The sequence below is a fragment of the Erwinia sp. 9145 genome, from assembly GCF_000745075.1.
Classification (GTDB): domain Bacteria; phylum Pseudomonadota; class Gammaproteobacteria; order Enterobacterales; family Enterobacteriaceae; genus Erwinia; species Erwinia oleae.
Window position 1 is genome coordinate 1,942,532 of record NZ_JQNE01000001.1, and the last position, 13,511, is coordinate 1,956,042.

A 13,511-nucleotide genomic window follows, 5' to 3' on the forward strand; every position below is an offset into this window, starting at 1 on the left:
GCGTAACGCTGATGATACTCTATTGGCGCAGGCGTCAGAAGTGGTCTGGCATGAAAAGTTGACACCTATCCATGACGTTTTTGCATGGTTTCTTTTAACTGAGTGATTAACTCGCGGCGAAAATCACCCAGTCTGGGTTTGTCGTTCTCAAGCCAGGGCAGCGGGCGGCACAGCTCCATGGTTTTGATGCCCAGCCGTGCGGTGAGCAAGCCTGCGCCAATGCCCTGCGCGGCGCGTGCGGAAAAACGCGCTGCCAGATCCTGCGACATCCAGTCCATTCCCACTTCGCGTACCAGTTCGGACGCCCCGGCAAACGCGATATTCAGCAGCACCAGACGGAACAGGCGAATACGGCTGAAGTAGCCCAGTTCGATGCCATAAATCGTTGCAATACGATTGACCAGCCGCAGATTGCGCCAGGCGATGAACGCCATATCGACCAGCGCCAGCGGGCTGACCGCGATCATCAGCGTGGATTCCGCAGCGCTGCGGCCAATTTCACGTCGTGCCTGGCTGTCCAACACCGGTTGCACCAGTTGCGCATAGAGCGCAACGGTTTCGCGATCGCTGTGGGATTCATGAACGGAAGCATACCAGCGCTGAAGCGCCGGGTGTCCCTGTTCAAGGCCCGCCTGCCGCGCCAGCTTTTCGCAGAACGGGCGGCCCCGGCCCATGCCGTGGCTGTGCAGCAGCTCGCGGGCGACATCGCGTTCTTCCGCGCGCTCACGCAAACGCCACAGACGCCGCCACTCTGCGACCAGCGATCCGGCGCCGGCAAACACAATCAGGCCGCCGGCAACGCAGCCGCCAAGCGCTATCCAGTCATGGCTGAGCCAGGCGTTGTGCGCCCACTGCACGCCCTGCGCCGCCACGCTGACGCCCAGCACCGCCAGTCCGGCTTTGACCATTTTTCGCCACAGGCTCCGTTTGGGGCGCAACGCCGCCTCAACCGCCCGCTCGCCAGCGCCCTCTTCTTCAGGCTCCTGGCGCGGGTCCTGCACGATAAACGCCGTCTCTTCTTCACTGAAGGCCCGCGCCGTTCGCAACAGGATGGGTTTCTCTTCCTCAAGCGGCTGAGCAAAATCAATACGTGGTTTAACAGGTCCATTCATCGCAGCTTGTCTCCCAGTAAAAATTCCAGCGCGGAATCGAGCCGGATATGCGGCAGCGGGCGATCCACCTCTGACTGTCGTGGGCGAAACTGTTCAAAATGGAAGCCCTGCTGCTGCCAGAACGCGTTACCGGGCAGGCGCGGCGGCACATCGCCCGGATAGACGGTCAGCGGCTGATTGTCGGCAAGACGATGGCCGCGCAGCGCCAGCATTTTTTCGCCCTGATGATCGACCAGTCCGCTTTCGGTCGCCTGCACCGACGCCAGCCCAAGGCAGTCCATACTGATGCCTTCAAAGGCGGCGTTCTGCCAGGCATCCTGCACCAGTTGCTGAAGCAGCGACACCAGGTTTGCGTGCTGATCTGCCGTAATATGGTCGGCCTTCGTGGCGGCGAACAGCAGTTTATCGATCACCGGCGAGAACAGGCGGCGAAACAGCGTGCGCTGCCCGTAGGAGAAACTCTGCATCAGCTGCGTCAGCGCCAGGCGCATATCGTTAAACGCCTGCGGCCCGCTGTTCAGCGGTTGCAGGCAGTCCACCAGCACGATTTGACGATCGAAACGTAAAAAATGCTCTTTGTAAAAACCTTTTACCACGTGCTGGCAGTAGTAGTGATAGCGCGCTTTCAGCATAGCGATATTGCTGTTGCCGTCGGCCTGCATCAGTTTTGATTCGCCGATGGCGTCAACGTCAGGCCACGGGAAAAATTGCAGCGCGGGCGCGCCGGCCATTTCGCCCGGCAGCACGAAGCGGCCCGGTTGAATAAAGTGCAGCCCTTCGCGCTTGCACTGCAACAGGTAGTCGGTCCAGGCAGACGCAATCTCCGCCAGGCGGTTTTCATCGGCGGGCGCCAGCGGATCGAGCCCGTCACACAAGGTACGCCAACGCGCCGACCATGCAGCGCGATCGCCCTGCATCAGGCCGGTCATCTGACGTGACCAGCTCAGGTAGTCTTGCGCCAGCATCGGCAGATCCAGCAGCCATTCGCCAGGGTAATCAACAATTTCGAGGTAGAGCGTGGAGGCGTCTTTAAAATGACGAAACAGCGATTCGCGTGAGCGGTAGCGCAGCGCCAGGCGCATTTCACTGACGCCGCGGGTTGGCGTCGGCCAGGCGGGCGGCGTACCGTACAGCTGCGCGAGACCTTCATCGTAGGTAAAGCGCGAAATGCCCATATCACGCTGCGGCACGCGCTTGACGCCCAGCAGCCGACCATCGCGCGCGGCAGAGAACATCGGCAGGCGCGCGTCGGCGTTGACGTTGAGCAGTTGATTGACCAGAGACGTGATAAAGGCCGTTTTTCCGCTGCGGCTTAATCCGGTTACCGCCAGGCGCAGGTGGCGATCTGCGCCGCGATTCATCAGCGACAGCAATTCATTTTGAAGTCGTATCACGGCACCTCTTTATAATAACAGTCCTTTTCGTGCGCTAAGCGTAGCAAAGCATCAGGCGATCTTTTACAACTTATTGCGGAAAAGACCCTTCAGCGCGCGACGCAGCAGCGGTTCCAGCGCCCAGGCAAGAAAGATTTTCAACGGACGGCGGGCTACCGATTTCACCGCCCAGCCGGCTGCCCCCGCCGGGCCGTAAGTCATTGCGCCGGTGAGCGCCAGCCTGCCTGCCGTTTTTAATGCAGGTCCGGCGTGACGTTTTACTGTATGCCAGTGACGCATAGCGTTCTCCGTTAATACGTAGAGGCCCGCAAAACGGGCCAGCGAACAGGATCAGAGCTGGCGGAAACGGCTGCGGACGCTAAACGTTTCCGAAGTGACATAACGCTCCATGTCACGTAACGGCATTTCGCCGCCGTTGAGTTCCGCGCTGAGCCGGTCCAACAGCTCATGCGCCGTTGGCCTGCGCTGCGTCTGACTGTCCAGACCATATGGCTTCTCGTTCAGTACAAACGCCAGCGCGAAATAGGCGATCAGCGTGAACATAAATAACCCAAAAATCATCGACAGGATAACGATAACCCGCACCAGACGAACCGGGATGTCCAGAAATTCAGCCACCCCGGCACAGACGCCCTTTACCTTGCCGCGCGCCGGATCGCGGTAAAGCCTCTTTCCTTTATACGTAATGGTTTTCATGGCTGTCTCCAGTTTGGATGCTCTGCGTTGAGGATCTCTTCCAGCGCGTGAATGCGTTCACGCATGCGTTTTGCATCCTGCGTCAACTGTTCAAGCCGCTGAAGCTCGTTTTGCGACAGCTCTGCCGCGCCGTTCTGCCGGTTGCTGTAGTGCAGCCACAGCCACACCGGCGCCACAAACAGCACGAATATCGTTAAAGGGATAGCCAGAAATAATGCGCTCATTCACACTCCTTGAAATAACAGTCTGACGGCTACGCTTACTCGCTGCGGTTCATTTTGACTTTCAATGCGGCGAGCTGCTCGCTGATTTCGTCGTCGGCCTTCAGGTCGGCGAACTGCTCATCCAGCCCTGGTTTTTTACCAAAGCGCTGGCTTTCCGCTTCAGCTTCCATATGATCGATGCGGCGTTCAAACGATTCGAAACGCGCCATGGCCTCGTCGATTTTACCGCTGTCGAGCTGGCGACGAACATCACGTGAAGACGATGCGGCCTGATGACGCAGCGTAAGCGCCTGCTGACGCGCACGCGTTTCGCTGAGTTTCTTCTCCAGTTCACCGATTTCGCCTTTCATGCGCACCAGCGTCTCTTCAACCTGCTCTGACTCGCGGGAGAGGGTGGCGATCAAATCGGTCAGTTTCTGTTTTTCAATCAGCGCGGCGCGCGCCAGATCGTCTTTGTCTTTACGCAGCGCCAGTTCGGCTTTTTCCTGCCATTCCGCCTGCTGGGTTTCCGCCTGATCGATGCGGCGCAGAAGCTGTTTCTTCTCTGCCAGCGCGCGGGCAGATGTCGAACGAACCTCAACCAGCGTGTCTTCCATTTCCTGAATCATCAGGCGAACCAGTTTCTGCGGATCCTCCGCTTTTTCCAGCAGCGAATTGATGTTGGCGTTCACGATGTCGGCGAAGCGAGAAAAAATACCCATAGCAATGTTCCTCATTGGTCTGATTAAAGTGCGCGATGCGCTACAAGGAGTATTCAAAAGCCGTGCCAGTTTTTATCTCGTTGATTTGTAACGCCCCGCCTGCTTTACAGCCGATTGAATCGCGACTAAAGTAGTGAAAATCACTAACATTTGGTGAAATTAATGAATGATTTTAATGATACGCTGCTCGGCGAGTCTGAAAACTTTCTTGAAGTGCTTGAGCAGGTTTCCAGGCTGGCGCCGCTCAATAAACCGGTACTGGTACTGGGCGAACGCGGCACGGGTAAAGAGCTGATTGCCAGCCGCCTGCACTATCTCTCCGATCGCTGGCAGGGGCCGTTTATCTCCCTCAACTGCGCGGCGCTGAATGAAAACCTGCTGGACTCGGAGCTGTTCGGGCATGAAGCAGGCGCGTTTACCGGTGCGCAAAAACGGCACCTTGGGCGCTTCGAGCGTGCTGATGGCGGCACGCTGTTTCTCGATGAGCTGGCGACCGCGCCGATGCTGGTACAGGAAAAACTGCTGCGGGTGATTGAGTACGGCCATCTGGAGCGCGTGGGCGGCAGTCGGCCGCTTCAGGTCAGCGTCCGCCTGGTGTGTGCCACCAACGACGATCTCCCGCTGCTCGCCCGGCAAAATAAATTTCGTGCGGATCTGCTCGACAGGCTGGCCTTTGACGTTGTGCAACTGCCGCCGCTGCGCGAACGACGCAGCGATATCATGCTGATGGCGCAGCACTTCGCTATTCAGATGTGTCGCGAACTGGGAATGCCGCTTTTTCCCGGTTTTACGTCGGCGGCGCAGCAAACGCTGCTGGCTTATGACTGGCCCGGTAACATCCGCGAACTGAAAAACGTTGTCGAGCGCTCGGTTTATCGTCACGGTAACATCGAGCAGGCGCTGGATAAGGTGATCATCAATCCTTTTCAGCCCGCTGCGCCGGTGGTTGCCCCGCCCGCTTCCTTGCCCACGCTGCCTGTCGATCTGCGCGGCTGGCAGCAGCAACAGGAAAAAGAGTTGTTGGCATGCGCGCTTGAACAGGCCTTTTTCAACCAGCGCCGCGCGGCAACGCTGCTTGGCGTTACCTATCATCAGCTACGCGCAATGATGAAAAAGCATGGCGTGCAGCCTGACAAAACAGGCGAATAAAAAAAGCCCGCACAGGGCGGGCTAAATAATACTGGAAGCAATGTGAGCAATGTCGTGCTCTTCTTCGGTAGAGCCACCGTCGAAGCGCACATGAATAGTAATCATTCTCACTATCATCTGTAAAGCGTTTTGTTGAGAATTTTTCTCATTTCCACAGCAAGATAAGGCGTATTCAAACCGGTGCGCGCGAAAAAGCATCACTTACTGCTGCAAACTTTGGGCGATAACCGAGAGTACGATACACTCTGCTTATTGCCTGTTATTTCAGATGACTTATGCGCACACTTTTCTCCGCCCTTCTCTTCGCAGTGGGTCTGCTCTCCGGCACCGCCTGGTCTGCCACGCCTGGCGATATTCGCCAGACCGGCTTCGTTTACTGCGTCAATGGCACCGTGACCACCTTTAACCCGCAAATGGTCAGCGGCGGACTGGTGGTGGATACGCTGGCGGCGCAGCTTTACGATCGTCTGTTGGATGTGGATCCCTATACCTATCGCCTGGTGCCTGAACTGGCCGCCAGTTGGGATGTGCTCGATAACGGCGCCACCTACCGTTTTCACCTGCGTAAAGACGTGACTTTTCAGAAAACGGCGTGGTTTTCACCTCAACGCAGGATGAATGCCGACGACGTGGTATTCAGCTTCCGGCGCGTGTTTGATCGTCAGTCGGCCTGGCATAACGTTAACGGCGGCAGCTATCCCTACTTTGACAGCCTTCAGTTTGCCGATGCGGTGCACAGCGTCAGAAAGCTCGACAAATACACCGTTGAGATCCGCCTGACCCGGCCCGACGCCTCTTTTCTCTGGCACCTGGCCACACACTACGCGCCGGTGCTTTCCGCCGAATATGCCGATAAGCTGACCGCAGAAGATCGTCAGGAGCAGCTTGACAGACAGCCGGTCGGCACCGGGCCGTTTATGCTCAGCCGATACCGTACCGGCCAGTATATTCGCCTCGCGCGCAATCCGACCTACTGGAAAGGTCTGCCGCGTATGTCGCAGGTGGTCATCGACATGGGCGCAGGCGGCACCGGGCGGTTATCGAAACTGTTGACCGGCGAGTGCGACGTGCTGGCCTATCCGGCTGCCAGCCAGATTTCCGTGCTGCGCGACGATCCGCGCCTGCGTCTGACGCTCCGTCCCGGCATGAATATCGCCTATCTGGCGTTTAACACGCGCAAGCCGCCGTTAGATCGCACCGACGTTCGTCAGGCGCTGTCGCTGGCGATCAACAATGAACGGCTGATGGAATCCATCTTTTACGGCACCGCCGAAACTGCCGCGTCGATCCTGCCGCGCGCGTCGTGGGCCTTCGACACCAGCGCGCAGGTAACGGAATACAATCCCGATAAGGCGCGAGCGCAGTTGAAGGCGCTCGGCGTGCAGAATCTGCACCTGACTTTGTGGGTACCTTCCGCCTCGCAGGCGTGGAACCCCAGCCCGCTGAAAACCGCCGAACTGATTCAGGCGGATCTGGCGCAGATTGGCGTTGCCGTCACCATCATTCCTGTGGAAGGACGCTTCCAGGAAGCCCGCCTGATGGAGATGAGTCACGATTTGACCCTGACCGGCTGGGCAACCGACAGCAACGATCCCGACAGCTTCTTCCGACCGCTGCTGAGCTGTGCGGCAATCCGATCGCAAACCAACTATGCTCACTGGTGTGACGGCGAATTAGATGAGGTGCTGCAAAAAGCGCTGCGCTCACAGCAGCTGGCATCGCGTATTGAGTATTACGGCCAGGCACAGGCGATGCTGGCGCAGTCGTTGCCCGTGCTGCCGCTGGCCTGGTCGCTGCGGCTCCAGGCCTATCGCGCGGATATTCAGGGGCTGGTGCTGAGTCCGTTCGGCAATGCCTCGTTTGCCGGCGTGCATCGTGATAAAAGCGGAGAGAAGTCGTCATGGTGATTTATACCCTGCGTCGGCTGGTTCTGTGGCTGGTTACGCTGTTTCTGTTAACTTTGGTCGGCTTCTGCCTGAGCTATTTCACCCCACATGCGCCGCTGATGGGCGCCTCGCCCGTTGATGCCTTTATATTTTGGTATAAAGGGCTTTTTCAGCTCGATTTTGGCGTTTCAACCATCAACGGCGAACCCATTGGCCCCCAGCTGCGGGAGGTTTTTCCGGCGACGCTGGAACTGTGCATCATGGCGTTTGTGCTGGCGCTGGCGGCGGGCATCCCGCTTGGTATTACCGCTGGCGTGCTGTATAACCGCTGGCAGGATAAAGCGATCAGCGCCTTTGCCCTGCTGGGTTTTTCGCTGCCGGTGTTCTGGCTGGCGCTGCTTTTTACCCTCTGGTTTTCGCTGAACCTCGGCTGGCTGCCGGTTTCCGGGCGCGTCGATCTGCTTTATCCGGTAGAAAACATCACCGGATTTGCGCTGATTGACGCCTGGCTCAGTCCGACGCCCTGGCGAAATGAGATGGTGATCAGCACCCTCCGCCACCTGATCCTGCCGGTCACCGCGCTGGCGGTCGCACCGACGACGGAAATCGTGCGGCTGTTGCGCATCAGCACGCATGACGTGATGGATCAGAACTATATCAAAGCGGCCGCCACGCGCGGGCTGTCGCTGTTTACCGTGATTCGCCGCCATGTGCTGCATAACGCCCTGCCGCCGGTCATTCCGCGTTTGGGGCTGCAATTCTCCACCATGCTGACGCTGGCGATGATCACTGAAGTGGTGTTCAGCTGGCCGGGTCTGGGCCGCTGGCTGGTGGATGCCATCCGCCAGCAGGACTACGCGGCGATCTCCGCAGGCGTAATGATGGTGGGCGGCCTGGTGATCACCGTTAACGTTCTGGCCGATATTCTGGGCGCGCTCGCCAACCCGCTGAAGCATAAGGAATGGTATGCCCTCAGATAACGTTTACGACGAGAAGCGGCTTCCCAGCCCGTTGCGCCACACCTGGCGACTGTTCTATCGCGATACTCTTGCGATGGTGGGCCTGTATACCTTTGGCGCGCTGCTGCTGCTGTGCGTCTTTGGTTCGCTGCTCGCCCCTTACGGCCTCGATCAGCAGTTTCTCGGCTATCAACTCCTGCCGCCCTCCTGGTCGCACTATGGCGATGTCTCTTTCTTTCTTGGCACTGACGATCTGGGGCGCGATCTGCTCAGCCGTTTATTGAGCGGCGCGGCGCCCACCGTCGGTTCGGCGATACTGGTCACGGTGTTTGCCGCCCTGTGCGCCATGGTGCTGGGCGTGGTCGCCGGTCTGACGCGCGGCCTGCGCTCGGCGGTGCTGAATCACGTGCTGGACACGCTGCTCTCTATTCCTTCACTGCTGCTGGCGATCACCGTGGTGGCGTTTCTCGGGCCACGCCTGTCGCACGCGCTGCTGGCAGTATTTCTGGCTATACTTCCCCGACTGGTTCGCGCTATTTATACTGCGGTGCATGATGAACTGGAAAAAGATTACGTGATTGCCGCACGCCTCGACGGTGCCAGCAGCATGAACATTCTCTGGTATGCGATTTTCCCCAACATTCTGGCGCTGCTGGTGACGGAATTCACGCGGGCGCTGTCGATGGCGATTCTGGATATTTCCGCTTTGGGTTTCCTTGATCTCGGCGCGCAGCTTCCCTCACCCGAATGGGGCGCAATGCTGGGCGATGCGCTGGAGCTGATTTACGTTGCGCCCTGGACAGTCATGCTGCCCGGCGCGGCGATTATGATCAGCGTACTGATCGTTAACCTGCTGGGCGACGGCATCCGCCGGGCTATCGTCTCAGGAGTGGAATAAATGCCGCTGCTCGATATTCGCAATCTGACTATTGAATTTATGACCGCTGATGGCCCGGTTAAGGCAGTGGATCGCGTCAGTATTACCCTGAGCGAAGGTGAAGTGCGCGGGCTGGTGGGGGAATCCGGTTCAGGAAAAAGCCTGATTGCCAAGGCGATTTGCGGCGTGACGCGCGACAACTGGCGGGTGACGGCCGATCGTATGCGCTTTAACGATATCGATCTGCTACACCTTTCGCCGCGCGAGAGACGAAAAGTGATCGGGCATAACGTGTCGATGATATTTCAGGAGCCGCAGTCGTGTCTTGATCCTTCAGAAAACATTGGTCGTCAGATCATGCAGGCCATTCCGCGCTGGACGTGGAAAGGCCGCTGGTATCAGCGTTTTCGCTGGCGGCATCGGCGCGCCATTGAACTGCTGCATCGCGTCGGGATCAAAGATCATAAAGACATTATGCACAGCTATCCTTACGAGCTGACCGACGGCGAATGTCAGAAAGTTATGATTGCCATTGCGCTGGCAAATCAGCCTCGCCTGCTGATCGCCGACGAGCCGACCAATGCGATGGAGCCAACCACGCAGGCGCAGATTTTTCGCCTGCTCAGCAAACTCAATCAGAACAATAACACCACCATTTTGCTGATCAGTCATGATTTGCAAATGCTCAGCCACTGGGCGGATCGTATTAACGTCATGTACTGCGGGCAGACGATGGAAACGGCGTTCAGTGACGAGTTGATTACCACGCCGCACCATCCTTACACGCAGGCGCTGATCCGCGCGATGCCCGATTTTGGCCGCGCACTGCCTCACAAAAGCCGCCTCAACACGCTGCCCGGCGCAATCCCTTCGCTGGAGCACCTGCCGATTGGCTGCCGTTTAGGGCCGCGCTGTCCGTATGCGCAGAAAACCTGCATCATCACGCCACGCCTGAGCGGTGCGAAAAACCACCTGTTTGCCTGCCACTTCCCCCTTAATATGGAGAGCCAGTAATGGGCGACACGCTGCTTGAGGTGCGTAATCTCTCTAAAACCTACCGTTACCGCACCGGCCTGTTTCGTCGCCAGCACGTTGAGGCCGTAAAAGCGGTGAGTTTTACCCTGCGCGAGCGGCAGACGCTGGCGATTATTGGTGAAAACGGCTCGGGAAAATCAACGCTGGCGAAAATGCTGAGCGGCATGATCGCGCCCAGCGACGGCGAAATTGTTATTGACGATCATCCGCTGAGCTATGGCGATTACGGCTATCGTAGCCAGCGCATTCGCATGATTTTTCAGGATCCCTCCACCTCGCTCAATCCGCGCCAGCGCATCAGCCAGATCCTGGATTTTCCGCTGCGGCTTAACACCGATTTGTCGGCTGACGAGCGCGAGAAGCGTATCATCGCCACCCTGCGTCAGGTGGGACTGCTGCGCGATCACGCGGCGTATTATCCACACATGCTGGCGCCAGGACAAAAGCAGCGCGTGGGACTGGCGCGCGCGCTGATCCTCCAGCCAAAGGTCATTATTGCCGATGAGGCGCTGGCGTCGCTGGATATGTCAATGCGCTCGCAGTTGGTGAACCTGATGCTGGAACTTCAGGACAAACACGGCATTGCCTATATTTATGTCACGCAGCACCTTGGCATGATGAAACACATCAGTGACCAGGTACTGGTGATGCATCAGGGGGAAGTGGTTGAGCGCGGCAGTACCGCAGACGTACTGGCCAGCCCGCTCCACGATCTTACTAAGCGGCTGATCACCAGTCACTTTGGCGAGCCACTCACGGCGGACGCGTGGCGAAAATATTAAATCACCTTACTCTTATTATCGCCCGCGAACACAGGTGATTCGTTTTTTACGCGCCTGGACGCCATGCGCCGCTGGCCACAAACCACACCAGCAGCACCACGCCCGCTATCCCAATGACGATGGGGAACAGATATCCGATTTTCACAGGCTCACCAACCTACAATTTTACGCTTTCAATTCACGATCGGGCACATAATGGCGTTAACGAACCCCATCGCGAGCAGGACACATCACGGCACAAGATAGTGCTTATCTTTTTCCTGTGATACAGATAAAACATGCCCGGAACCGCAAACAGGGAGAATGTCGATATGCTGTCGCTCCGCCCCGAACAGATTTTTCGGTTCTCATTATGCACGCCCTTTACACAGATGCCATTTTTTTCCTGGCTGCCCATATATACCTTTCCGTTATGGATTAGCACCGTTCATTCTTTGGTTCATCTCCCGCGTTGCGCCAGGATAGTCCTGCTCTCCAGGCCCGGCAAGGCGCACGTCGTTTTTTGCGCTGCCCCGGTCGGTTAACCAAAAGGAACGATCATGGAACAGCGCCGTTTTGCAGGCAACAGTCACTGGTATCATGAAACGCAGTCTTCCCGCACCGCGCAGGCCGCGCCGCTGGTTCCGGAAGCCGCAGAAATAGAGGATCGCTTTTTGTTAGGGCTGGCACCGGCGTGTCAGGGCGAGCTGAATGCGATGCTCCGGCAGGCGCAGCCCGCGCTTCTGGCCTCGCGCGATCTCTATCATCTGCTGTTTCCGGCAGAATTGACGACCAGCCTGACCCATACGCTTTCGTTGTATGACCGGCTCAGCACCGCACTGACCGTTGCGCAGGTCACCGGTATTCAACGGCTTTGTAATCATTATGCCGCTCGTCTGAACCCGCTTTCCGGCCCTGACTCTTCGCGCGAAAGCAATCGCCGCCTGACGCAGATCACCGAATACGCCCGTCAACTTGCCAGCCAGCCGACGCTGGTTGATGCCGCAGCGCTGCATCGTCTTGAAGAGTGCGGACTGAGCGCGCCGGATATCGTCACGTTTACGCAGATTATCGGCTTCGTCAGCTATCAGGCGCGGGTGGCGGCAGGTCTCCACGCCCTTCTGGCGCTGCCGGTGCGCTGGATGCCCGGCGTCACTATCCCGCCGGATGCTGAGCCTTTTACCGAGGCAGCCGCCTGGCGGCCTCTGCTCGCGCCGGTCGAGCTGCGCTATGCAACCGCGCTCCAGCTTGAGGCGCTGACATGGTGCCAGTCGCAATCACACCTCAGCGAGAGCGCCTGGCTGTTGGCGCACGATGCCTCCGCCCTGAACGGCTGGAGCAGGCTGCTCAACGCGCTCGACGCAACGCCGGAAGGCGTGCTGGCGGCCGCGGTTACGGCGCGGATCAACGGCAGCGCTGCCTGTTTTGCGCGATTCGAACAGATAAAGCTGCACGCGGCGCTGCGCCAGGGCGTGGACGATGCGCTGAACATAGCGGAAGAGCGCGATCGGGCGATCATTCAGGTTGCCGCGCAGCTTACCCGTTCACCGGAGCGGTTCAACGCGGCGCATTTACAGCCGCTGAAAGCGACGGGCATGAATGTGGAAACGCTGTTTAACGTGTTCCAGCATATTGCGCAGGCCAGCTGGCAGAACCGGCTGATGCAGTCACTGGGTACCGTGCAGGCAGGCTGAGTTACCGGGTATGCCGCTGGCTCAGCCAGCGCCGCACCTCGTCGAAGAAGTGTTGCGACAGAGGCGTCGCCCTGCCCGGTTCTGCAATAACCACCGCTGCCTGGCGCGTCATCGCCGCAATCGACAGGGGGCGACGCTGTAACCCGACAAGGGTTTCTGGCAGCAGATGTCCTGCGGGTGAAATCAGGCAGCCAAGCCCCACCTGCACGCCCTGCACCAGTTGGAAAACCGAGGTGGTTTCCAGCACCACGCGCAGAGTAACGCCCGCTTCGCGAAAATGGGTGTCGAGATAGCGTCGGAAGTAGCGCGTTGGTTCTGCCAGGCAGAGCGGTAGCGCTTCCAGTTGCGTGAGCGTTACTTCGTCGTCGCCGATCAGTTCAGGAAAAAAGTGTGGATGAAACACCACCTCGACGCCGTTGTCCTGAAGCGGCTCAGCCTGAAAATGAAGTTCCCGCAGCGTTGCCAGTTCAAAGAAGCCGATCCCCACGTCCACGGTATGGCTGTTCAGCGCCTCCAGCAGCTGATCGGCGCTCAGTACCGCCACGCGATAGTTAAGCTGCGGATAGCGGTCGCTGACTGCTTTAAGCATCAGCGGCAGCGAGATACTGCACTGAGGCACCGCGCCAATACGTAGTGTGCCGTTTACGCCGTGTTTAAGCGATTCGACTTCAAGCTTCAACCCCTGATAAACAGAAACGATTTCCCGCGCCCAGGCAAGCACCCGTTCCCCTTCCGAAGTAAATCCGTCGAAGTTGTTGCTGCGGTTAATCAGTGAAAGCCCCAGCTCGCGCTCAAGGTTTTTCAACCGCATCGACAGCGTGGGCTGGCTGACAAAGCTGGCTTCAGCGGCACGGCCGAAGTGGCGTTCCCGCTCAAGGTTGACAAGGTAGATGAGCTGCTTGATATCCATTAATAATGTTCAGTGAGTTAAGGAAAGCGCTTTCAGGCATTTTTCAGATAATAACACTGATGAAAAATGATGGCGCGGAAAGCATTGTCAGTTCATCCCTGAACGACTTGCCG

At 58.0% G+C, this 13,511-nt stretch carries 15 protein-coding genes; 7 read left to right on the forward strand and 8 right to left on the reverse strand.

Features of this window, described 5'->3' with window-relative positions; all coding sequences use genetic code 11:
• Positions 1 to 65: 65 nt before the first annotated feature.
• The 6 genes from FA91_RS09475 to pspA all read right to left on the reverse strand — a co-directional run bounded on the left by FA91_RS09475 (position 66) and on the right by pspA (position 4,127).
• Positions 66 to 1,112, reverse strand: a complete 1,047-nt coding sequence (locus FA91_RS09475; RefSeq protein WP_034915030.1) for a YcjF family protein — start codon at positions 1,110 to 1,112, stop codon at positions 66 to 68.
• Complete coding sequence (locus tag FA91_RS09480) at positions 1,109 to 2,506, reverse strand: YcjX family protein (protein WP_034915033.1); 1,398 nt, start codon at positions 2,504 to 2,506, stop codon at positions 1,109 to 1,111. The genes FA91_RS09475 and FA91_RS09480 overlap by 4 nt, the downstream gene beginning before the upstream one ends.
• Positions 2,507 to 2,569: 63 nt before the next feature.
• Positions 2,570 to 2,785, reverse strand: coding sequence for a phage shock protein PspD (gene pspD / locus FA91_RS09485; RefSeq protein WP_034915037.1), 216 nt, complete (start codon positions 2,783 to 2,785; stop codon positions 2,570 to 2,572).
• A 51-nt stretch (positions 2,786 to 2,836) separates the two neighbouring features.
• On the reverse strand, positions 2,837 to 3,202 hold the full coding sequence (pspC, locus tag FA91_RS09490; RefSeq protein ID WP_034915039.1) for an envelope stress response membrane protein PspC: 366 nt from the start codon (positions 3,200 to 3,202) through the stop codon (positions 2,837 to 2,839).
• Positions 3,199 to 3,426: an envelope stress response membrane protein PspB gene (pspB, locus tag FA91_RS09495; RefSeq protein WP_034915041.1), complete on the reverse strand. Its 228-nt coding sequence runs from the start codon at positions 3,424 to 3,426 to the stop codon at positions 3,199 to 3,201. The genes pspC and pspB overlap by 4 nt, the downstream gene beginning before the upstream one ends.
• A gap of 35 nt (positions 3,427 to 3,461) precedes the next feature.
• Complete coding sequence (pspA, locus tag FA91_RS09500; RefSeq protein WP_034915043.1) at positions 3,462 to 4,127, reverse strand: phage shock protein PspA; 666 nt, start codon at positions 4,125 to 4,127, stop codon at positions 3,462 to 3,464.
• Positions 4,128 to 4,289: 162 nt separating this feature from the next.
• On the opposite strand from pspA, the gene pspF reads away from it, so the two are divergent.
• From pspF to sapF, 6 genes are all read left to right on the forward strand, one after another.
• Positions 4,290 to 5,276, forward strand: coding sequence for a phage shock protein operon transcriptional activator (gene pspF / locus FA91_RS09505; RefSeq protein ID WP_034915047.1), 987 nt, complete (start codon positions 4,290 to 4,292; stop codon positions 5,274 to 5,276).
• Positions 5,277 to 5,551: 275 nt separating this feature from the next.
• Positions 5,552 to 7,183, forward strand: coding sequence for an ABC transporter substrate-binding protein SapA (gene sapA / locus FA91_RS09510; RefSeq protein WP_034915049.1), 1,632 nt, complete (start codon positions 5,552 to 5,554; stop codon positions 7,181 to 7,183).
• A complete protein-coding gene (gene sapB, locus FA91_RS09515; protein ID WP_034915052.1) occupies positions 7,177 to 8,142 on the forward strand; it encodes a putrescine export ABC transporter permease SapB in 966 nt (321 codons plus the stop codon). Before sapA ends, sapB begins: the two co-directional genes overlap by 7 nt.
• Entirely contained in the window at positions 8,129 to 9,019 is an 891-nt protein-coding gene (sapC, locus tag FA91_RS09520; RefSeq protein WP_034915055.1) for a putrescine export ABC transporter permease SapC, read from the forward strand. The genes sapB and sapC overlap by 14 nt, the downstream gene beginning before the upstream one ends.
• Positions 9,020 to 10,012 (forward strand): putrescine export ABC transporter ATP-binding protein SapD, encoded by a 993-nt coding sequence (sapD, locus tag FA91_RS09525; RefSeq protein ID WP_034915059.1) that lies wholly within the window; start codon positions 9,020 to 9,022, stop codon positions 10,010 to 10,012.
• Entirely contained in the window at positions 10,012 to 10,815 is an 804-nt protein-coding gene (sapF, locus tag FA91_RS09530) for a putrescine export ABC transporter ATP-binding protein SapF (RefSeq protein WP_034915061.1), read from the forward strand. Before sapD ends, sapF begins: the two co-directional genes overlap by 1 nt.
• 46 nt (positions 10,816 to 10,861) lie before the next feature.
• Here the strand turns inward: sapF and FA91_RS21000 are convergent, their stop codons facing one another.
• Positions 10,862 to 10,960: a YoaK family small membrane protein gene (locus tag FA91_RS21000; protein WP_152601393.1), complete on the reverse strand. Its 99-nt coding sequence runs from the start codon at positions 10,958 to 10,960 to the stop codon at positions 10,862 to 10,864.
• A gap of 394 nt (positions 10,961 to 11,354) precedes the next feature.
• Between FA91_RS21000 and FA91_RS09535 the strand changes: the two genes are divergently transcribed.
• A complete protein-coding gene (locus tag FA91_RS09535) occupies positions 11,355 to 12,488 on the forward strand; it encodes an oxidoreductase (protein WP_034915065.1) in 1,134 nt (377 codons plus the stop codon).
• A 1-nt stretch (position 12,489) separates the two neighbouring features.
• Here FA91_RS09535 and FA91_RS09540 read toward each other — a convergent pair whose 3' ends face one another.
• Positions 12,490 to 13,398, reverse strand: a complete 909-nt coding sequence (locus tag FA91_RS09540; RefSeq protein WP_034915066.1) for a LysR family transcriptional regulator — start codon at positions 13,396 to 13,398, stop codon at positions 12,490 to 12,492.
• Between the last annotated feature and the right edge of the window lie 113 nt (positions 13,399 to 13,511).